Source organism: uncultured Fibrobacter sp. (assembly GCF_946062555.1).
In the GTDB taxonomy this organism is placed as follows: Bacteria; Fibrobacterota; Fibrobacteria; order Fibrobacterales; family Fibrobacteraceae; genus Fibrobacter.
This window is the reverse complement of the sequence record NZ_CAMGVQ010000059.1, coordinates 1-21,328: the sequence shown is the minus strand read 5'-3', so window position 1 is coordinate 21,328 and position 21,328 is coordinate 1. Positions and strand designations below refer to the sequence as shown.

General features: G+C 46.9%; 15 protein-coding genes and 2 pseudogenes. 7 read left to right on the top strand and 10 right to left on the bottom strand.

What is annotated here, in order from left to right; genetic code table 11:
* Positions 1-49: 49 nt before the first annotated feature.
* Both Q0P86_RS13740 and Q0P86_RS13735 read left to right on the top strand, forming a co-directional pair.
* Entirely contained in the window at positions 50-490 is a 441-nt protein-coding gene (locus tag Q0P86_RS13740) for a hypothetical protein (RefSeq protein ID WP_295040203.1), read from the top strand.
* A gap of 66 nt (positions 491-556) precedes the next feature.
* Complete coding sequence (locus Q0P86_RS13735; protein ID WP_295040202.1) at positions 557-1,147, top strand: hypothetical protein; 591 nt, start codon at positions 557-559, stop codon at positions 1,145-1,147.
* 316 nt (positions 1,148-1,463) lie between these two features.
* Here Q0P86_RS13735 and Q0P86_RS13730 read toward each other — a convergent pair whose 3' ends face one another.
* A complete protein-coding gene (locus Q0P86_RS13730) occupies positions 1,464-2,582 on the bottom strand; it encodes an Rpn family recombination-promoting nuclease/putative transposase (protein WP_295040201.1) in 1,119 nt (372 codons plus the stop codon).
* Between the two features lie 60 nt (positions 2,583-2,642).
* Here Q0P86_RS13730 and Q0P86_RS13725 point away from each other — a divergent pair, with 60 nt between their 5' ends.
* On the top strand, positions 2,643-3,599 hold the full coding sequence (locus Q0P86_RS13725; protein ID WP_295040200.1) for an MMPL family transporter: 957 nt from the start codon (positions 2,643-2,645) through the stop codon (positions 3,597-3,599).
* On the opposite strand, the gene queD is transcribed toward Q0P86_RS13725, so the two are convergent.
* Both queD and queC read right to left on the bottom strand, forming a co-directional pair.
* Positions 3,524-3,874, bottom strand: coding sequence for a 6-carboxytetrahydropterin synthase QueD (gene queD, locus Q0P86_RS13720; RefSeq protein ID WP_295040199.1), 351 nt, complete (start codon positions 3,872-3,874; stop codon positions 3,524-3,526). The genes Q0P86_RS13725 and queD overlap by 76 nt on opposite strands.
* Position 3,875: 1 nt before the next feature.
* Positions 3,876-4,528: pseudogene (gene queC / locus Q0P86_RS13715) on the bottom strand (7-cyano-7-deazaguanine synthase QueC).
* Positions 4,529-4,776: 248 nt separating this feature from the next.
* Here queC and Q0P86_RS13710 point away from each other — a divergent pair.
* From Q0P86_RS13710 to carB, 4 genes and pseudogenes are all read left to right on the top strand, one after another.
* A complete protein-coding gene (locus tag Q0P86_RS13710; protein WP_295040197.1) occupies positions 4,777-5,085 on the top strand; it encodes a hypothetical protein in 309 nt (102 codons plus the stop codon).
* A complete protein-coding gene (gene carA, locus Q0P86_RS13705; RefSeq protein ID WP_295040195.1) occupies positions 5,082-6,278 on the top strand; it encodes a glutamine-hydrolyzing carbamoyl-phosphate synthase small subunit in 1,197 nt (398 codons plus the stop codon). The genes Q0P86_RS13710 and carA overlap by 4 nt, the downstream gene beginning before the upstream one ends.
* A pseudogene (locus Q0P86_RS13700) lies at positions 6,271-7,890 on the top strand (CTP synthase); the annotation flags it as partial. The gene carA and the pseudogene Q0P86_RS13700, both read left to right, overlap by 8 nt.
* A gap of 124 nt (positions 7,891-8,014) precedes the next feature.
* Entirely contained in the window at positions 8,015-11,278 is a 3,264-nt protein-coding gene (carB, locus tag Q0P86_RS13695) for a carbamoyl-phosphate synthase large subunit (protein ID WP_295040192.1), read from the top strand.
* A gap of 529 nt (positions 11,279-11,807) precedes the next feature.
* On the opposite strand, the gene Q0P86_RS13690 is transcribed toward carB, so the two are convergent.
* The 7 genes from Q0P86_RS13690 to Q0P86_RS13660 form a co-directional block, all read right to left on the bottom strand.
* The gene (locus Q0P86_RS13690; protein ID WP_294114436.1) at positions 11,808-12,578 is read right to left on the bottom strand and encodes a hypothetical protein; all 771 of its coding nucleotides are present in this window, start codon (positions 12,576-12,578) and stop codon (positions 11,808-11,810) included.
* A 127-nt stretch (positions 12,579-12,705) separates the two neighbouring features.
* Positions 12,706-15,873, bottom strand: a complete 3,168-nt coding sequence (locus Q0P86_RS13685) for a type I restriction endonuclease subunit R (RefSeq protein WP_295040190.1) — start codon at positions 15,871-15,873, stop codon at positions 12,706-12,708.
* Positions 15,874-15,876: 3 nt separating this feature from the next.
* A complete protein-coding gene (locus Q0P86_RS13680) occupies positions 15,877-16,476 on the bottom strand; it encodes a hypothetical protein (protein ID WP_294114433.1) in 600 nt (199 codons plus the stop codon).
* The gene (locus Q0P86_RS13675; protein ID WP_294114432.1) at positions 16,476-17,765 is read right to left on the bottom strand and encodes an AAA family ATPase; all 1,290 of its coding nucleotides are present in this window, start codon (positions 17,763-17,765) and stop codon (positions 16,476-16,478) included. The genes Q0P86_RS13680 and Q0P86_RS13675 overlap by 1 nt, the downstream gene beginning before the upstream one ends.
* Positions 17,766-17,828: 63 nt before the next feature.
* Positions 17,829-18,998, bottom strand: coding sequence for a restriction endonuclease subunit S (locus Q0P86_RS13670; RefSeq protein ID WP_294114431.1), 1,170 nt, complete (start codon positions 18,996-18,998; stop codon positions 17,829-17,831).
* A gap of 17 nt (positions 18,999-19,015) precedes the next feature.
* Positions 19,016-19,588, bottom strand: a complete 573-nt coding sequence (locus tag Q0P86_RS13665) for a restriction endonuclease subunit S (RefSeq protein ID WP_295040186.1) — start codon at positions 19,586-19,588, stop codon at positions 19,016-19,018.
* A gap of 3 nt (positions 19,589-19,591) precedes the next feature.
* Positions 19,592-21,142: a type I restriction-modification system subunit M gene (locus tag Q0P86_RS13660; RefSeq protein WP_295040184.1), complete on the bottom strand. Its 1,551-nt coding sequence runs from the start codon at positions 21,140-21,142 to the stop codon at positions 19,592-19,594.
* Between the last annotated feature and the right edge of the window lie 186 nt (positions 21,143-21,328).

Here is a 21,328-nt window from a genome sequence, read left to right as displayed (position 1 = left end):
TAAATGTTAGTTTATTTGTAAATAGTCGTTTTGGGGTAATTTTTAGAGGTTGCCAGATGAAAAAAGCATATCAGCATCTGTGAAAAAACAATTGAAGGAATTGCTTGAAGAGAATTATTGGGAAGATTTTTCATTTAAAGAAAATTCAAATGAAGGCTTTACAAAAGAACATTGGGACAAAGCTAGAAAATTTGTAATTGATAATAATCTTCAAGATGATACAGAGTTTAGTACTTTATTGGAACAACGAAATCTAGATAATCCGACTTTGCTAAATATTTTTGAAACTTATTACAATAGCAAAAAAGATTGTTCCTCTGTGTTGGATCTGAATTTTGAAATAGATATTGCAAAAACTGCATTTGGCTTTAATCCTGCAACAAAAGTATTAAATAGATTTTTAAAGTTATCATTTGATATTGATTTCAATCTTAAACGACAATTACATAATATCATGGAGCAGTCAATTGAGTTAAAAGTTGAATTTTAGAGTTACTGTAAATATATGATAAGGTTTGAGTTTTCCTCATCTCAATACATCAACTTCTACCCATACGTGGGTAAGGATTATGCGAGCGCTCATCACAAGATTCTTGTGCTAGGCGAATCGCATTATGGTCCGCAATCTAACAACGGCTATCACGAGTGGACTCGTGAGGTGGTCGAGAAGGATTTTCTAGCAAACTACGACAAGGGTGCAACGCTCCCCAAATGGGCGCAGTGCCACCGCAATACAGCGAATGTTCTCGCCTCTGTTCGTGATGCAAACCCGCATGAGGTTTATGATAAGATTGCATTCTACAATTTCTTTCAAAAAAGTATCGGTGAAGGCGACCATGCGGACAAACGCTATTTGACAGCTGAGTTAAAGGCTTTGTCCGCCAAGGCCCTTGCCGAGGTTATGGAAATTCTGCGTCCTAATTTGATTGTCGGTTGGGGGTGGGATAATCTTGAATGGAAATATCTCCCGCAGGCTCGTGATCAAGTTGAGATTAGCAAGAATTGTGCTGGAATAAACCTACATTTGTTCACATTAAATGGCTTCCCGCCCGTCCCCATTTGGTGCATGCACCACCCGTCTATGGGTATAAACATTGATGCCCATCGGGCATGTTTTGCTGAAATCAAGAAATACCTCAATTGGTGAATTTCTTGATGTATTTGCGTTAGGCCTCCAGCCACTTGCAGTTTTACTGCTTAGTGGCTATGGTCCCCTTTAGGGGAGGACATCGCACCAGTGAGCCAAAAGCGACTTGTCTTAACAAGTCGTGTTGGCGAGAGCGAGGCGAGAACCGAGCGGTCACTATGATGGCGAGACGCGTAGCGGCTCGATGAGCCGAAGGCGAGCAGCACCCGACCCGGCGCCCTTCGACAAGCTCAGGGACCTTAGCCGGGGAACGCCCATAAAAAACACCTACGGATTTTCTTTTCCGTAGGCGTTCTTTTTTGAAAACTTCTCTAAGCTACTTTTTTAGAGCCTCGAGTTTGGCTTTGAACTCGGCGATTTTTTCCGGAGTCATGCCCATATCCTGCAACACGCTGATTGCATCGGCACGCTCCTCGTCGCGGGCCTTTTCAGCCTTTTCTTCAGCCTTTTGGCGTTCTTCGGCGCGAGCATCGGCAATCCGCTGACGGTAAACATCGCCGGCGCTAACGAATCCGTATTTCTGTCCTACGCTAACGAAAGCCATATCCAACTCCTTTTGAATATCTTCGGTGAGATACTCTGACAAATATACACTAATTTTCTGCAAAAGGCAAGTCGCCTCATTGTGGGGAATCTTTTTCAAGGCATCCTTAAACTTCGGCAGAATTTCAACCAGTTTTTCAGCATTATAGGCATATTTCATAGCGACAATCCCCATGCCGGTCGCTACATCTTCGCATGCAAGGCAGTCACTGTCAGGAATGTCAGCCATATTCACAAATGCACATTGAAACGGCAAGATTTTCCCATGGAAATATTCCGGGAAACCTTCTTCAATCACCTTAAGCGGATTCCAGTTTTCACGCCCGTTGTAGAAAATAATCGCCATGGTCGGAAGACCGTCAAAACCGTGATTGGCTCCATGCATTTTCATTACGGCATTTACATACCGTGCAATTTGATTGAGTACATCAGGGTCCCGCCCCGACTTATGCTCTAATAAAATTCCGACAAGCACAGAAGCCCCCGTCGAAACATTGACGCGATACGCCAAATCTGCTTCACCAGTGTCATCCACTTCCGAATAGGAATCCGGAATGCGCATAAGTGTGTCAAGATTTACCGCCGACAGGAATTCGCTGACATCGCGATTGATCTTGCCAGCAAGCTCCAGCAGACAACGAAGATGCGTGACGACGGCAAAAAGCCAGCGGAAGAACGGGTCATGCGGTCGTTGCGTTTTGGTCAGGTTCATATAGTACTCCTTTTGAAAAAAAAACATCCAAAATAATTTGGATGTCTCGGCACTATTTTGAACCGTCAACGAGAATATAGAATACCCCTGTAATTCGGCAAGGGTTTGTTTGTAAAAAGATTGTAAAAAAAACTGTAAGGAGTTTTCTCCTTTAATCCGTTCGGTTTTGAGCAAAACCATTTGGAGTAGAAATTTCAGGCTCATCTCTCTACTTTTTGCTCCGCAAAAAAAGAGGATACAATGAGCCTTCCAAAGATTAACATTGAAAGAATCAACGAGCGGTTCGGCCGTTTTGGCGAATTCTTGCTCAATCACCGCGCCATTTTGCTGGTGGCGTTTGTCGTTTTGCTTGCGGTTTCGATCGTGGGTATGAAAAAAATCTACGTCGAGGAGTCCTGGGACAGCTACTTTATCGAGGGCGACCCGATGCTTGTGGAAACCGACAAGTTCAAGGAAACTTTCGGTAACGACTACTTCGTGGGCGTGTTGGTCGAGAGCGACCATTCCATCTTGACGCCGGACAACTTGAAACTTTTGCGCGAGCTTTCGAACGAACTGCGGGACAGCCTCTCGTATTCCGACGGCAAGGCGACTTCGATTGTCTATTTGGAATACATGCTCGGCACCGAAGAGGGCATGGAAATCACGCAGATTGTGCCCGAAGAAATCCCGACAGACAAAGCGGGACATGCCGAAATCGAAAAACGCCTGGCCGACAAGCCGGAACTGGCGAAGAAGCTGATTTCGACTGACCGCAAGCAGGCCTTCATCAACATCAAGCTGCGCCCCTTCCCCGAAGATGACCTGTGGAAGGCCGAAGGCGAAGCGAAGGGCGTGAAGGCAGAAGCGCCCGACATGCAAACGGGCCGCGAAACAACTGAAATCATCGCGAAGGAAAAGTATGCGCAGCTGCACCCGCGTGCTACAGGCATGCCCTACCTGAGTTTCCAGAAGCTGAAATACATCGGCGAAGAGATGGGCCGCATTTTCATCATGACGATTATCTGCGCCATCATCGTGATGTTCCTCGTGACGCGTTCGCTCCGCGGAATTGTCTCTCCGCTGATTACGACTTTTGCAGGCGTCATCATGACATTTGGCCTGGTGGGTTATCTCGGGCTTTACATGGATGCGACCAACATCATGGTGCCCGTGATTTTGGCCTTCGCCGTCTCGATTGCATACTGCACCTTGTAGCAATGCGTAACCTGCTCGCAAATCCAGCGGGCCATGTTTTCGGCAGTCGGATTTGCATCCATCACATCGTTCAGGAACTTGTGATCAAGCTGACCCTTCACGATTTCTTTGATGTGCGAGAAATCGACCACCATACCGTTTTCGTCGAGAGTTTCACTTTGGCAGTACACCGTGATAATCCAGTTGTGGCCATGAAGACCGCTACACTTGCTTTCGTACGGGAGGTTCAGCCGGTGCGCACCCGAAATTTCCATTCGCTTGATGACTCTGTACATATTACCCCTCGTATTCCGTCGTATCTTCGACACCCGCTTCGGCAAGAGCCGCCTTACGTTCCAGGCAGGTTGCACACTTTCCACAATGGATTTTTCCACCCTTGTAGCAGGACCAGGTTTGAGCATAATCGATTCCGAGCATCTTGCCCCTGCGGGCAATATCGGCCTTCGAAATATTCGTGTAGAGAGCATCAATCGTAATGCCAGCATAAGTTCCCGCCGCAATCGCCGCCGACATATTCTTGACAAACTCTTCGCGACAGTCAGGATAAATAGCGTGGTCACCAAAATGGTTCGCCATCATCACCTCGGTCAAGTCTCGGCTTTCAGCAAGGCCCGCCGCCACAGAAAGCATAATCCCGTTACGGAAAGGAACCACGGTCGACTTCATATTTTCATCGGCATAAGTACCTTCGGGAATCGCATCCGCCCCCGACAAAAGCGACGACTTGAAATAATCGTGCATGAACTTGAGCGGAATGGTGATATGCGGAACGCGAATTTTTCGCAATGAAGTTTAGCGAAGGGAATTTCACGGTCGTTGTGATTGCTTCCGTAATCAAACGAGACAGCAAGGGCGATTTCGTCAGCACGGTCATAGAGCAATGTCACGCCATCCATACCGCCAGATAGAACCAGCAAGGCGTTTTTCATATAGGCTCCTAGTTTTGTTTATCGTCAGGATGGATTTCGAACTGACATACTCTTATATAAGCAAATATAAATATAGTTATTCACGGCAGGATTGGCGAACGCTTTTGGACTCCACCACAGCGGTTTTACATTTTTTGTATTTTCACGGTTATCGCGGCATCCCGTTTTACATAAAACGAAATAGCTAAAAATTTTTCTAAAAAATAAAAGCGAAACTGCTTGCGAGCGCACCTTCTTTTTACTACATTATGGTCCCGATGAAAGTATCGGAATCCATAGAGGCACACCTGTGTTCGGCCGTTGCAGCGATTGCGCAACGCAATCAGGCGACCCTCTCCGGAAAAATTTCCGGACATCCGATTTTTCTTATTTCCGTTTTTAATCGTCTTTATCGTTTGGCAAAAGCTTTTGGCTTTTGCCTTTATTTTTTACTGTCTTTGCCATTCTGGAGCCTCGCAGAGGCGATAGAATCCATAGCATTTGACCCTACCGCCCTTACAGGGCTCCAGGGAGACAATTCAACGAAGCATTTTCATTACACAGCGAGCAATATATGACTGACAAGTTCAACTGGAAAGCGAAACGCGAGAAGAAAGCGTTCTTGGCACTGGCGGATGGCGCCGTGTTCCACGGGTATGCCTTTGGTAGTGCAACCGATACCGTCGGCGAAGCGGTGTTCAACACCGGCATGGCGGGCTACAAGCAGATTTTGACGGACCCCTCCTATGCGGGCCAGTTCGTGGTGTTCACCACGGCAGAAGTCGGCGCATACGCCGCAAATCTCGAAAAGTCCGAATCCCGCGACATGTTCCTGAACGGCATCGTCGTGAACTCGCTGGACGACGTGAGCAAGGAAATCGGCGAAGAGAGCCTGCACGACTACATGCTCGCCCACAAGAAGCCGGGCATCGCGGGCGTGGATACGCGTGCACTCACGCTCCACCTGCGTGAACACGGCGCACAGAAGGCATACCTGCATGTGGAAGGCTCCGAGATGAGCGAAGCCGATGCAATCGCAAAGGCAAAAGCCTGGGAAGGCCTCGACGGCCAGGATTACGCCAGCAAGGTCAGCGACCCGAAGGGTTACGAATTCAGCACCGAAGGCGACCTGAACGTTGTCGCGCTGGATTTCGGTATCAAGACGAACATTCTGAGGAACCTCGCAGAACAAAACATGAAGGTAACGGTCCTCCCGATCAACGCCACCTACGAACAAATTATGGCGAAGAATCCGGACGGCGTTTTCCTCTCCAACGGACCTGCCGACCCGAACAGCCTCCCGCAAGTGGCTGCAGTCGTAAAGCAGCTTTTGGGCAAGGTTCCGCTGATGGGCATCTGCCTCGGTAACCAGTTGCTCGGTCTCGCTCTCGGCGCGAAGGTTTCCAAACTCAAGTTCGGCCATCACGGCTGCAACCATCCGGTAAAGAACTTGAAGACCGGCGCTGTGGAAATCACGAGCCAGAACCACAACTATGCCATCGAGGAATCGACCCTCCCTGCGAATGTGGAAGTCAGCCACATCAACCTGAACGACAACACCGTCGAGGGCATCCGTCACAAGGAACTCCCCGCGTTCAGCGTGCAGTACCACCCGGAATCCGCTCCGGGCCCGAACGATTCCTACTACCTGTTCGATGAATTCAGACAAATGATTCTTGACTTTAAATCTGGAAAGAACGGTGCGGGCAAGGAATGCGCAAGCACAAATGTCGCGGGCAAGGAATGCGCCGGGGAGGTGAAAAATGGCTAAAGCAACCGCAAAAAAACAGACCAAGTACATCTTTATTACCGGCGGCGTGGTCAGCTCGCTGGGTAAGGGAATCACCTCGGCCTCGCTGGCGCTGCTGCTCAAGAGCCGCGGCTACAAGGTGTTTATGCAGAAGCTGGACCCGTATCTGAACGTGGATCCGGGCACCATGAGCCCTTACCAGCACGGCGAAGTCTTCGTGACCGACGACGGTTACGAAACCGACCTTGATTTAGGCCACTACGAACGTTTTGCCGGCGTGCAGTGCTCCAAAGCATCGAGCTATACCTCGGGCCGCATCTATTCCTCCGTGCTCGCAAAAGAACGCGCGGGCAAGTACCTCGGCGGTACGGTGCAGGTGATTCCGCACATCACCAACGAAATCAAGGATGCCTTCCGTTCTGCAGCCGAAAGCGGCGCCGACATCGTTCTCTGCGAAATCGGCGGTGTCGCTGGCGACATCGAATCCCTCCCCTTCCTCGAAGCCGCAAGGCAGTTCCGCTTCGAAGTGGGCGTGGAAAACACCTGCTTTATCCACCTGGTTCTGGTGCCTTACCTGAAGGCCGCAGGCGAACTCAAGACGAAGCCCTCGCAGCACTCGGTTGCCGAACTCCGCAACATCGGTATTTTCCCGGACATTCTGGTGTGCCGTACCGAAATGACGATTCCGCAGGATCACCTGGACAAGCTCGCGCTCTTCTGCAACGTGAAGCCCGAATGCGTCATCGAAGAAAAGGACGTGACGGATTCTGTATACGCTGTACCTCGCGAACTTTCAAAGCAGGAACTTGACCTCCGCGTGCTTGAACAGCTCCATCTGAGTGTACACCCCATCATCCACTCCGAATGGGACAAGCTCGTCAAGAAGGCCACCCAGCCCAAATACGAATGCACCATCGCGCTGGTGGGCAAGTACATCGCCATCCGCGACGCCTACAAGTCCGTGCACGAAGCCCTGCAACACGCCGGCATGGAACACAACGCCAAGGTGAAGGTGGAATGCATCGAGGCCGAAGAGTTGGAAAAAAATCCGAACCTCATCAAGAACGCCGACGGCATCCTGATTCCGGGCGGTTTCGGTAGCCGCGGCGTAAACGGCAAGTGTGTTGCCATCAAGTATGCCCGCGAACACAATGTTCCACTGCTGGGAATTTGTCTCGGTATGCAGTGCTGCGTGATTGAATTTGCTCGCAATGTACTCGGCTGGAAGGACGCCAACTCCACGGAATTCGACGAAAAGACGGCCCACCCGGTCATCGACCTGATGGTCGAACAGAAAAACGTCACCGAAAAGGGCGGCACCATGCGCCTCGGCGCTTACCCGTGCAAGCTCATGAAGGATTCCAACGCGGCAAAGCTATACAAGAGCGAAAAGATTAGCGAACGTCACCGCCACCGCTACGAATTCAACTACAACAGCGAATTCCGCATCGCCTTGGAAAAGGCGGGGCTCAAGATTGCCGGCACATCGCCCGACGGCAAGCTCGTGGAAATGGTGGAAATCAAGAACCACCCGTACTTTGAAGCCTGCCAGTTCCATCCGGAATTCAAGAGCAGGCCCACGGCACCGCACCCGCTGTTCAGCGGGCTCGTAAAGGCGGCACTAAATAAAAAAAATGTTTCGTTCAAAAAAATGAACGAAACGGCACACGCTTCGCATGTGCAAGAACAGAAGAATAGCAAAACAAAAACTGCGACCGCAAAAGCCGCGCAGAAGAATTTGAATGGAGGCAAAAAGAATGCCTAAGCGCACAGACCTCAAAAAGATTATGCTCATTGGCTCTGGTCCGATCGTTATCGGTCAGGGTTGCGAATTTGACTACTCCGGCGTGCAGGCCTGTAAGGTGTTGCGCCGCGAAGGCTACGAAGTGGTGCTGGTGAACTCCAACCCGGCCACCATCATGACCGACCCCGAAATGGCCGACCGCACCTATATCGAACCGCTGAGCGTTGATATTCTGCACGAAATCATTCGCCGCGAACGTCCGGATGCATTGCTCCCCACTCTGGGTGGCCAGACCGCCTTGAACCTCGCCATGGAACTGAACGAACGCGGCATTTTGGACCGCTACCAGGTGGAACTCATTGGTGCAAAGGCAGAATCCATCCAGCGCGCCGAAGACCGCCACCTGTTCAAGGAAGCCATGCTCAAAATCGGGCTGGACCTCCCCCGCTCCGGTTCGGCGCACTCCATGAGCGAAGCAAACGCAATCGCTCACACCATCGGCAGCTGGCCGCTGATTATCCGTCCGGGCTTTACCCTTGGCGGCACCGGCGGCGGTATCGCCCACAATCCCGAAGAATTCGAAACCATCGTGACCCGCGGTCTTGATGCATCCCTCAACAACGAAGTGCTTATCGAAGAATCGCTGCTTGGCTGGAAAGAATTCGAAATGGAAGTCATGCGCGACAAGAAGGGCAACGCCGTTATCGTGTGCTCCATCGAAAACCTGGACCCCATGGGCGTGCACACCGGCGACTCCATTACGGTGGCCCCGATCCAGAGCCTTGATGACCGCGCCTACCAGGCCATGCGTGACGACTCCCTGAAGGTCATGGAAGCCATCGGCGTGGAAACCGGTGGATCCAATGTTCAGTGGGCAATCGAACCCAAGACAGGTCGCCGCATCATCATCGAAATGAACCCCCGCGTGAGCCGTTCTTCAGCGCTTGCTTCTAAGGCAACGGGCTTCCCCATCGCAAAGATTGCGGCCCTCCTAGCCGTGGGCTACACCCTCGACGAACTCCGCAACGACATTACGCAAACGACCCCCAGCTGCTTTGAACCGGCCCTCGACTACGTTGTGGTGAAGGTTCCGCGTTTCACATTCGAAAAGTTCCCGAAGGCCGATTCCACGCTGGGCACTCAGATGAAGTCTGTGGGCGAAGCCATGGCCATCGGCACCAACTTCAAGCAGGCCATGCAGAAGGCCCTCCGCTCTCTTGAAACGGGATTCGGCGGATTCGGTGCCTGCGCCAAGTGCGAAAAGTTTGCCGCCTACGACGACGAAACGCTCGCCAAGGAAGTTGCCCGCCCCAGCGCCGAACGCATCTTCGTATTGCACGAAGCACTGCGCCGCAAGTGGGGCGTCGAGAAGCTGTACGAAATCACGAAAATCGACCGCTATTTCCTCCGCCACCTGGAAGAACTCGCCCTCTACGAAGACGAAATACTTTCCGCAGGTTCGTTGGAAGCGTTGGCAAAAGACGTGCCGCTATTCCGCCAGGCCAAGGAACTGGGCTATAGCGACATCCAGATCGGCTACATCTTCGGCAAGACTCCGGAAGAAGTCATGGCGGTGCGCAAGCAGATTGGGCTTATTCCGAGTTACTACTCCGTCGATACCTGCGCCGGCGAATTCGAAGCCATCACGCCGTATTACTACAGCTGCTATGCCGAAAATTCCGAACCGGTTCGCGAAATTCCGGGTCACGGCCACAAGAAGAGAATCATGGTGCTCGGTGGCGGCCCGAACCGAATCGGTCAGGGTATCGAATTCGACTACTGCTGCTGCCACGCCGCCTTTACGCTGCGTCGCGAAGGCTACGAAGTCATCATGGTGAATTCCAACCCCGAAACGGTTTCCACTGACTACGACACCTCCGACAAGCTGTACTTTGAACCGCTTACGCTCGAAGACGTGATGGGCATTTACGAACGCGAAAAGTGCGCGGGCGTCATCGTGCAATTCGGCGGCCAGACTCCGCTGAACCTCGCCATGCGTCTGAAGAAGGCCGGTGCGAACGTGGTCGGCACAAGCCCCGAAGACATTGACCTCGCCGAAGACCGCGACTTTTTCAAGCAGCTGGTTGACAAGGTCGGCATCAAGCAGGCCGAAAGCGGCATTGCCCACAACGTGGAAGAAGCCCTCGCCATCGTCGAGAAAATCGGCTACCCCGTTCTCGTGCGCCCGAGCTTCGTTCTCGGCGGCCGCGGCATGGTGATTGTCTATAAGGAAAAATACCTCCGCAAGTTCGTGGAAGAAGCCGCCGCCATTGGCGAAGGCAAGCCGATTCTTATCGACCGCTTCCTCGAAGACGCAACTGAACTCGACGTGGACTGCATCAGCGACGGCAAGCACACCGTGGTGGGCGCCATCATGGAACACGTGGAACCCGCAGGCATCCACTCCGGCGACTCCGCAAGCGTGATTCCGCCCATGACCCTCTCCAAGGAAATCCAGGACAAGGTCCGCGCCTACGCCAAGGAATTCGCAAAGGAACTCCATGTGGTGGGCCTCATGAACATGCAACTCGCCGTGAAGGATGGCGAACTCTACATGATTGAAGTGAACCCCCGCGCCTCCCGCACCGTGCCGTTTGTTTCCAAGTCCATCGGCGTGCCTCTGGCAAGCTACGCAAGCCGCTGCATGCTGGGCGAAACCCTCGAAGAAATCGGCTTCACCGAAGAAGTCTATGTTCCGTACGTGAGCGTGAAGGAAGCCGTGTTCCCCTTCGTGAAGTTCCCGGGCGTTGACGTGACCCTCTCCCCGGAAATGAAGTCCACCGGCGAAGTCATGAGTTTGGATCGCGACCGCGGCCTTGCCTACCTCAAGAGCCAGCTGGCCTCCGGCAACCGCATCCCGGGCCAGGGCAACATCTTCGTCTCCCTCAAGGACGAGGACAAGGCCCGCGCAGTGCCCCTGATCCGCCAGCTGGTGGAACTGGGCTACGGCCTCTACGCCACCCGCGGCACCTCCACCATGCTCTACAACGAAGGCATCAAGACCCGCGCCGTGTTCCGCATTTCCCGCGGCCGCCCGAACCTGCTGGACCTCATCCACGACAAGGAAGTCCAGTGGATCGTGAACACCAGCGAGACCGGCGCCGAAGCCATGGTCGATGAAATCCAAATGCGCAGCAAGGCTGTGGTCAGCGGTGTACCTATCACCACCACCATCGCCGCCCTCACCTCCACCGTCGAAGGCCTCATGGACAAACACGACTACGGCAGATTTGAGGTTTGCAGCCTGCAGGAGTATCATCGTCATATCGTGAAATAATGGGCGTTGCCCTGGCGGGCCGGCCCTCTTGCGCTATAAAAAGACCGAGCTGGAAAAATCCAGTTCGGTCTTTTTGTCGTTCAGCCTCGCGCTCCGTGCGACTGCACAAGGCAAGCGCCGCGCGAGTCCGACCCCATGCGGGCTGCGGGGCCTAACGCGAAGTGAATATTCCGGCCAGAAAAAACCGCTAGTCCGGAATGGAGGAAACGGCAATACCGACTTCAAGGAAACCATTTTGATAGTTCTATTTTTTGCTCAATTCAGAATGTTGGGACCGCGCGGGATTCTTAATCATGTTCGCGCGAGCCATTCGCAAACAAGCATATTCAAAGGCGGCATGTATATGCGAATGCGAGATGCAGGTCTTATCCAGCCAAAAGCAAATCACAAAATGTGAGTCAACTGCATTTTCAGGGACGCGGTTTCCGTTTGACCGGTACGCCGGTTTCCATTACTCCGGTTTCACGGTGTACTTTGCTCCGGTATATTCACGAAGCAGATAACACAACATTCGATTAAATAAAAAAACTTACTTAACACCAATCAATTTTTGTTGTTTTTCCACGGCATCAATAAAGTTCTTATTTCCAGTCATGTCGGCCAAACATTCCAAGTGAGCCAACCTTGTCATCTTTGGAACACTATCATAGTATGAAGGTGACTTGTCATCATTCCCGTACATAATAGCTTCAATTACGTCCTGATTGTCAGTAAAATCGAAGATACTCTTGTTTCCCATGTCGGAAAAATTGTATGACTTTAGTCTGCCAACTTTTCCCGATAATTGCTGGGTCAGACGCATCGATTCAAAGGATGAAACAAATGAGGGCGACAGCAATAAAGATGCACACATTTGCTTCATTGATTCCAATCGTTGTCTTTCATCACCAATGATTTTTGCATGCGTCACAATGATTTCTTTTGCCTTCAGCAAATAATTCATCGCTTCATTACAGTTTTCTTCATTCTGTAAATGAAATTCCAACCCAAATCGATGTGCCAGAAAATTACGGACTTCAACAAGTTCCATCAATTCAGCTTCACGTCTTTCGTAGTTTTCCCTTGTTTGTTCTGGATTTTCAGCATCGACAAAGTTGAACTTGCTTTGGAATTTAATGAATTCACCATCGGTAAGGTCATCTACAGGCATTCCATAATACTTGTCAAGGTATTCATGAACAACACCACCCAAGCAATCTTTATTGTCTTGCCAATGAAATTCTAAGGGTTTTGGCTGTTTTAATTCTTCTAAGGATTTAAACTCCGTCTCCAAACAAGCCTGTTCTACCATGTATTTCATGGTCCACTCTATGCGTTGACATAGGTGTAGAAATTCACCCAGCAGAAGATAAATGTCTTTTGAAGAAAAACTCATTTAATACTTATGAGAAGGTGTAATGGTACTCCAAAACATAACCTTAATAAACTTACTTCTTACCAGCATCATACTCTGCCTTATTCTCAGCTGCCATCGAAGAGATAAAAGATTCTCCAATGGCATTGTAAGGCATTTTCACAAGATTGCTTACCAATTCTTTATCTTCGTCTTCAAAGGTAATCAGACCAAAATACTTCTCAAAGAATTGACGTAATTTGGCGATGACATCTGCTTTCTTTTCGGCTCGGTTTCCACCACCAAATCGGGACATCCTAGGCATGATATTGGCGATATCTGTACCGGATTCATCCAGTTCGCCATCCCTGAAAGAATTGATGATGAATTCCCTTGTCTCTTCTTCCTTCAGGTTTTCATCAGAAATGATTTGAACAAGGTCGTTTTCCTGTTGTTCCTTGACAAACTCCTTCCAATCCTTGTCAACATCGGTATCGACATTAACCTTCTTCACAAAGGCTTCAATCAGTTCGCGTTTGCTGCGGAGTTCAACACTAGCATTTAGGGCTTTGGTGATTTGAGCCTTAATCTTCTTATCCTTGCAGTTGCTGTCATGATATTGGGCGACCAAAGCCAAGATGTAATCAATATTGATATCAACTTGCTTGATTAATTCCAATTCAAACTCAATGTCATCCCTGATGGATTCCTTTGAGCCTTTCTGCTGATGCGAATACTTATCATGCAAATCTACGTAGATAGACTGATAATCCTGCAAGTCTCTTTCTGAAATATCCAGATCATTGAATTGATCAAAAGAAGAAAGAATATTCCTTAAGCGAAGGACGGCTCCGAACAAACGGATAAATTCCTTTTCTGCCTTTTCGCCTAAAATTTCTTGACCAAGCGGATACATGGTCTTCAATTCATCAAGCAGCTGCTTATAACCAGGCTGTTTCTTGCCTTTGTCATCCTTATAACCATTGTAGTATTCGCTAAAGGTTTTTAGGATAACGATTCCACCGGCATCCTTGTCGCCGAACAAAGCAATCGCATCATCCGTTTCTTTTTGCAAGGAACGGAAGCAAACTATGTTACCAAATGTCTTGACAGAATTAAGAATACGGTTTGTTCGAGAATAAGCCTGCAACAATCCATGTTGTTTAAGGTTTTTATCCACCCATAAAGTATTCAGCGTAGTGGCATCAAAACCCGTCAGGAACATATTCACTACAATCAGAAGATCAATTTCCCTATTCTTCATCCTTTGAGAAATATCTTTGTAGTAAGCCAAAAATTTTTCACTTGATGTATCGAAATTCATCGAAAACATCTTGTTATAGTCCTTAATGGCAGAATCAAGAAAGTCTCTATCAGATTTACTCATTGCCCCAGTTTCAAATTCTTCTTCCGTCAGAATTCCACCCACATCTTCTTCGTTGGGCGCATAACTGAATACCGTGGCAATTTTTAAAGGTGAATACTTTGCCTTAATTTGCTTCTTGAATTCCTCATAGTATTTCTTGGCCATGGGGATAGAAGCGGTTGCAAAGATGGAATTAAATCCACAAAGTCTCTGGTCCTTGACCTGATAGAACGTATTACGCTTTGTCTTTTGATCAAAATGTTCAAGAACATAGGAAACAATCTCGGCAATCCTCTTCGGATCGCTCATAGCTTCTTCTGTATCAATAGCAGAGACTTTCTTGTCAACCAGGTTCTTTTTTACTTGAACAGTATTAACGTAATCTATGCGGAAAGGCAGTACATTACCATCGTTAATTGCATTCACAATGGTATAATGGTGCAATTTATCGCCAAAAGCCTGTTCCGTAGTCTTCAGCAGCGGATTCTTGCTGCAGCCAGCATTCTGGGGGAATATAGGTGTTCCTGTGAAGCCGAACAGATGGTAATTCTTGAAGGTCTTGGTGATTTTTTGATGCAGTTCGCCAAAATGACTACGATGGCATTCATCGAAAACAAAAACAATATGCTTTTTATAGATATCGTGTGTTTTATTTTTGGTAATGAAACACCCCAGCTTTTGAATTGTGGTCACGATAATCTTGTATTCGTGATGACCGCCCTTCTGATTACGGTCTTCCAGCTGGTCCTGGAGAATCTTTGTGGACTTATTGCCGTTTGCCGCTCCCTTCTGGAAACGGTCATATTCCTTCATGGTCTGATAGTCCAAATCTTGACGGTCCACCACGAAAAGAACCTTGTCCACGTAATCCAAGTCACTGGCCAGAACTGCGGTCTTGAAGCTGGTCAAGGTTTTGCCGGAACCTGTCGTGTGCCAGATGTAGCCACCAGCATCCAACTTGCCCATTGTCTTGTAATTGTTGGCAATGGTAATACGGTTTAAAATGCGTTCTGTCGCAGTAATCTGGTACGGACGCATTACCAGGAGCAATTCTTCTGAAGTGAATACGCAATACTTGGTAAGAACATTAAGGATAGTGTGCTTGGCAAGGAACGTCTTTGTGAAGTCCACCAAGTCCGGGATATTCTTGTTATTGCCATCAGCCCAGAAACTGGTAAATTCAAAACTGTTGCTGGTCTTGATATTCTTTTTTGAACCACCTACAGCAAGTTCCTTGATATGAGCGTTACGGGTGGTATTGGAATAATACTTGGTGTGAGTCCCGTTGCTGATTACGAAAATCTGCACATACTCATAGAGGCCGGAACCAGCCCAGAAAGAATCTCTCTGATAACGATCAATCTGGTTAAAAGCCTCACGGATAGCCACTCCCCTACGCTTCAGTTCCACATGGACTAAAGGAAGACCGTTAACAAGGATTGAAACGTCATATCGGGTGTTATGGGTTCCCTGTTCTTCCTCATACTGGTTAATGACCTGAAGAGTATTGTTGTGAATGTTCGCCTTGTCTATCAGCTTGATGTTTTTGGAAGCACCCTTGTCGGTCTTTAAAGTCTTGACATAATCCTCTTGGATTGTCCGGGTCTTTTCAACAATTCCTTCATTCCTGTTGGCGATGAATTCCGTAAAGAAACGATCCCATTCCCCATCGGTAAACTTGAAATTATTCAAATTCTCGATCTGGGTCCTGAGGTTTTGTACCAAATCATCTTCGGTATGGATTTGCAGATAACCATAGCCTTGATTTTGAAGCATCTTTATGAATTTTCGTTCCAGGTCAGCTTCACTCTGGTAGGCATCGGATCGGGAACGGGCCGGGGTGTATTCTGCAACCACAGTTGCTTCAGATGTTTCTGCTACGGTATTGTACTGCATGAATTATTTTTTAAGCCCCTGCCTACAAATTTCTTGCCAAACAAAAGGAGATTCTCTTTGCATCCCCAACTCAGTCCACTCACCTTTCAAGTAACGTAAATAGCAGCTTTTTCGCATTTTGCAATTGATCGGATTATTCAAATTCAATGCGATAATAGCATCTTTACAATCCTGCTGGTAATTAGCATCCTTAGCAGGATTAGGAAAAACATGTCCATCAGAGAAATCAATGAAAAAAGATTCTGGTTCCATCGTAAAAGGATCAATAGGAGAAATCGAGACATTCTTTTTTCGATTTTCTCCTAGACAACTTAGACGATAATTGCTCCATTCATAAGTGAGGCTTTTTCCTTTTATTGGATCTGACTTTGGAATAAAATGATCTACAGAATCCGCACCAAACGCAGGATCAAAATATATCGCAAGGTAAGCGCACATATGCCCGTATGCCTCAGCTAAATCGGGTAGGCAGCGAGTCCAAAAATTCTTATACTTACTTGGATTAACATTTGCATTTATAGGATCGGCAAGCCACTTATTTCCTGGCTTTCGAACCTTTTCATCAAAATCAGGCGGTTCCGGCATCTGTTTCACAGGAATCATCAAAGGACTCCTTTCTTTTGACACATATGACGAATCAGGAACAACTCGTCATCCACAGGAGACAGCCTTTGTAACAATTTTCCATACAGATCCCGAACTCTTTCCTTATTGATATTTTCGTCGCGAAGTTCAGCATATATCCGCTTTATCAATTTAGAAGAATCAACTGAACGGGTTGAATCCATATCAAAAGCTTTGCTTTCCAGCCAAATATCAGAGGTGCCCAACTTCGTAAATTCGCGTTCGGTAAAATGAATTGTCCCCCTTTTTCCGGAGTCAAAATCAAACCACTTGTCTTTTTCAGGATCAAAGAAATCTTCCAAAGAAACCATCACCAAAGGAGAATGAGTCGTCGCAATAATTTGAGCACAACCCTTAACATCCTTAAGCAAAGTTTCAATAGAAGAAAGTAACGCTCGCATCACCTTTTTCTGCCAACTAGGATGCAAATGAGATTCAACTTCGTCAATCAAAAAAGTGATTTGCGAAACTTGTTTTTGGCCAGTAATTTTGCAAGCTTTTAAATGTTCGCTAAAAGCCCAAGTTATACAATAAGCTATGGAAAGAATCCGTCTTATTGCAGCAGAAGCGTGCAATACAGGCACGCTACCGTAAGGCATTTTTATGGTAGGAATGTTACGGACATCGTTTAAGGAAAGTCTAGTCTGTTCACCTATGGAAAGTTTGAAATCTGGAGGAGACAGAGCCTCTAACAATTTCAGCAAACATTTAAATTCAAAACCGTTTTTATCTTGCCACGAGCACAGGTCTGCGATTAGACCGTTGATTGTATTTTTTTCATTTTGCTTTAGCCCATTCCAAATTTCTTGGGAATTAAAAGCGAAAGCAACATTACTGGCTTTTTGAAAATCTACACCGTCATAGCGGAATGCTCGTACAGGATCCCAAACGCAAAAGCTACCGTCAGCCAGTGCGTAAATGACCAGGCTACTTTTCCAGGTACTGCCAAGAAAAATTTTACCTTGAGTCAGTTCCCAATTCTGTTTTTCACGATTAAAAACAGTTTCAAAAGGGAGTATTTCATTTTTCTGAGACAACTGAAAATTAATCTTTGACAATTTACTCGGAAATTTCGGACGACCCACAAATCCAGTCGATAAATTTGGATTTGATTCAGCAGGCCACTTTTGCGTCAAAGCAAACCAGATTGCATCGAGCAAAAAACTTTTTCCTAAGCCATTATCACCAGTAAAAACATTAAGACGAGAACCGAATTCAACATTCAATTCAACCGGACCAACATTTTTTGTAACTATTGATTTAAGCATCAAGAAACCAATTCATTTTCAATTTTATACCATGCCCTAAAATAACAAAAAAAATACACCGATTTATGAGATATTCTTAAAAGTCAGCAATTTATCACGGTAATACTCGTATTGTTTCTTACGGGCTTCAATTTCGGCTGGTATGCCAGTGGAAATATCATTGACAAGGGCATCAAAACGGTCTAGAATCGCAACGATACGTTCTTGTTCAGCAAGGGATGGAAGAGGAATTGTGATGTTTCCAAGTTTATCCGGTGTTACTTCCATGACTTTTGTTCCGTGAGCCAATTTCCGTTTTTGTCCAAAGAACATGGATGTATGGAAGTAATATGATAGATACTTTGCATTTTGATTGTGATGGATAATTGCAGAATGACCACTGACTGCAATTTTTTCATTTCCAATCCAAGCAACACATTTGCAAATATCTTCAACATTTTCACTTGTCACAGCCATGACAATATCATTGGGTTCTGCAAACTTTTGATTCTTAGCAGATTCTTCGCTGATGTATGTGAAAGTCTGATTTGCATACAATCCGTATCTGGTATAGACTTGACCATAGTGAATGCAAGGCACCCCACTTTCAGCAAAATCTTTCTTTTGGAAACTTCCACCACGCATAATAGTTGCAAACTCATTTAGAGGAACTTCTGCATACCCATAAACATACTGATAGAGACTAATTATTGCTTGCTTAGCAAGAACTGCGCCAAGCGGCTCGAAGCTTAGCAACATATCTCGGTAATATTCATACTGCTTTTTACGCAGCTCAATCTCAGCAGGCAAACCAATTTTCAAGTCAGAACAGATTGCTTCAAAATTATCAAGAACTTTAGCTATTCTTTTTTGAATGTCAATCGGTGGAACCGGAACGCTCAATTTCTCTAAATTTCCAACGGCTAATCCCGGCTGAGCACCTTGGGATTTGTACTGGTTTAAATTCATTGCTGTTAGCAAATGAAACAGGAACCTGTTATTTAGTCTGGCATCATTTTTAACAACAACAGCATGTTCTGTTGCATAAAATGTTCCAGTAGCAAAACATACATTGCCACACAAAGCTCCTTGGCGACCTATTAGACAATATTCTCCATTTTGATTATTGCAAGCCACATAACCACGAATTCCGTTGCCACCATAGCATGGGTACGGGAACATTTTCGACTGTTCCGAACTTATATCTGATGCAGAAATAGCCTTACCTGCTTTCATGTCACAAATTTCACCCAAAGTTTTCCACTCCAAAGTTAGGGGGGGCTAACTTTTTTGAATGAAAGCAACTGGTCACGATAAAATTCATATTGCTTTTTGCGAGCTGAAAGCTCCGCTGAAAGCTCCGCTGTGAGCATCGTGAAACTGTCCAGTACCTGGACTATTTCACGCTGCACCTCCAAAGGAGGTACAGGGATGATAAGATTTTCAATTGCTATTCGTGATAAACGAGGAACACTCGCTTTACGTACTTGCGATTTTAATTTGTGTTGGTTTCGCAAAAAAACATAATATAAGTATTTGCTATCAAAAGTTTTACACTGTTCAATGTAATAGCAATCGTCTGCAGCCCAAAAGCGTTTTTCAGAAAAACCGATTTCTCCTGCAGCTCCAGCCGCAATAATAAAAGTTGTTTTTTCAGGACAATTTGATTTATCGTAAAATCCTAGAGGAATCATACTATTTTGATAAACCGCAAATTCACCTTCTTGCGACAATTGCCCTCTGACAACCCGAATACCTCTTGATAAGGTAAGAACCTCTTTTACAGTTTTAAAATCAACCCCATTGGGGCAATACTTCTTTATCAAGTCATCAATCTTGCTCATTGGCTATTTCTCCAAGTCTGCAATAATCTTATCGATGGACTTGCGAAGTTCATCTTCGTGCTTTACGATATCGGCTATCTGCTTATTCAAGACCTTGATATCCACATGCTCACGGGTGTCTTTCTGTTCCACATAAGTTGAAACAGACAGGTTGTAGTCCTGTTCAGCAACATCATCAATGGCCACCAATTTTGTTTCGTATTTCTTGTTCTTGCGATCATTTAGGCAGGCAACAATATTCTGGATATTGTCATCGGTCAGCTTATTGGAATTCGTAACCTTCACGCATTCCTTGCTTGCATCCACAAACAAAACCTTATTGTCCTTCTTGGACTTCTTTAGGACAAGAATGCAGGTAGCAATCGTTGTTCCGTAGAACAGGTTGTCCGGCAGCTGAATCACTGCATCCACATAGTTGTTATCAACCAGATACTGGCGAATCTTCTGTTCGGCACCGCCACGGTACATAATGCCGGGGAAACAGACGATGGCCGCAGTTCCAGCTGTATCAAGCCACGAAAGAATGTGCATCACAAAGGCCAAGTCAGCCTTACTCCTGGGAGCCAGAACACCAGCCGGAGCAAAACGAGGGTCATTAATCAGCAGGGCGTTATCATCCCCTTCCCACTTGATGGAATAAGGAGGATTAGAAACGATTGCATCGAATGGTTCATCATCCCAATGATTCGGGTCAATCAAAGTGTCCCCATGGGCAATATCAAACTTATTGTAGTTGATGTCATGGAGGAACATGTTGATTCGGGCTAGGTTATAGGTTGTCAGATTCTTTTCCTGGCCAAAGTAACCCTTGCGAACCCCATCCCTACCCAGAATCTTACGAGCCTTCAAAAGTAAGGATGCGGAACCTACAGCCGGGTCATAAATCTTGTTGATAGTCTTCTTGCCACTGACTGCAATTCGAACCAGCAACTCGGACACTTCCTGAGGGGTGTAGTATTCGCCACCACTTTTGCCTGCGTTACTTGCATACAGGCCCATCAGATACTCATAGGCATCGCCAAAGGCATCGATGGTGTTATCCTGATAATCCCCCAACTTCATGTCGGCAATACCATGCATCAACTTGCGGAGGGTTGCACACTTGTCGGCAACACTCTTGCCCAGCTTGTTGGAATTCACGTCAAAGTCATCAAACAAGCCTTCAATGTCGCTTTCAGAGGCTGTTCCCTTAGCCGATGCTTCAATGGCGTTAAAAACGGATTCCAAAGTCTCGTTCAAGTTCTCGTTCTTATCGGCCTTTTCCAGAACATTACAGAACAACTGGCTCGGCAGAATGAAGAAACCCTTTTCCTTTACAAGGTCATCCTTGGCCTGTTTCGCCTCTTTATCAGAAAGTTTGGAGTAATCAAAGCCTTTTTCTTCGCCCTTGTTAATGTAAGAGGCCAGGTTTTCGGAGATATAGCGGTAAAAAAGCATTCCAAGAACGTACTGCTTAAAATCCCACCCATCGATAGACCCACGAAGGTCGTCTGCAATAGCCCAAATCGCACGGTGCAACTCTGCCCGTTCCAGTTCTTTCTTGTTATCTGCCATATAATTTGGATCCTAAGATTTTACCGATGAAAATATAATCTTTATCTGTTGGTTAATGTCAACCTCATTCCTTTTTTGGAGCAATCCAGCCCATTCTCTCCAAAACAAAATTGACCAGGACTTCTTTTGAATGGCGGATTTTCGTCGCTAACGCGACTTAGGTTTGTAGTTTAACTTGCGTATAAA

What these genes read in the sequence shown, in the direction of transcription:
- Q0P86_RS13665 (WP_295040186.1), bottom strand. Translation starts at nt 19,588, where the DNA reads ATGAGCAAGATTGATGACTTGATAAAGAAGTATTGCCCCAATGGGGTT.
- Q0P86_RS13730 (WP_295040201.1), bottom strand. Translation starts at nt 2,582, where the DNA reads ATGGTTTTGCTCAAAACCGAACGGATTAAAGGAGAAAACTCCTTACAG.
- Q0P86_RS13660 (WP_295040184.1), bottom strand. Translation starts at nt 21,142, where the DNA reads ATGGCAGATAACAAGAAAGAACTGGAACGGGCAGAGTTGCACCGTGCG.
- Q0P86_RS13725 (WP_295040200.1), top strand. Translation starts at nt 2,643, where the DNA reads ATGAGCCTTCCAAAGATTAACATTGAAAGAATCAACGAGCGGTTCGGC.
- Q0P86_RS13710 (WP_295040197.1), top strand. Translation starts at nt 4,777, where the DNA reads ATGGTCCCGATGAAAGTATCGGAATCCATAGAGGCACACCTGTGTTCG.
- Q0P86_RS13685 (WP_295040190.1), bottom strand. Translation starts at nt 15,873, where the DNA reads ATGCAGTACAATACCGTAGCAGAAACATCTGAAGCAACTGTGGTTGCA.
- queD (WP_295040199.1), bottom strand. Translation starts at nt 3,874, where the DNA reads ATGTACAGAGTCATCAAGCGAATGGAAATTTCGGGTGCGCACCGGCTG.
- Q0P86_RS13680 (WP_294114433.1), bottom strand. Translation starts at nt 16,476, where the DNA reads ATGATTCCTGTGAAACAGATGCCGGAACCGCCTGATTTTGATGAAAAG.
- Q0P86_RS13690 (WP_294114436.1), bottom strand. Translation starts at nt 12,578, where the DNA reads ATGAAATACATGGTAGAACAGGCTTGTTTGGAGACGGAGTTTAAATCC.
- carA (WP_295040195.1), top strand. Translation starts at nt 5,082, where the DNA reads ATGACTGACAAGTTCAACTGGAAAGCGAAACGCGAGAAGAAAGCGTTC.
- carB (WP_295040192.1), top strand. Translation starts at nt 8,015, where the DNA reads ATGCCTAAGCGCACAGACCTCAAAAAGATTATGCTCATTGGCTCTGGT.
- Q0P86_RS13675 (WP_294114432.1), bottom strand. Translation starts at nt 17,765, where the DNA reads ATGCTTAAATCAATAGTTACAAAAAATGTTGGTCCGGTTGAATTGAAT.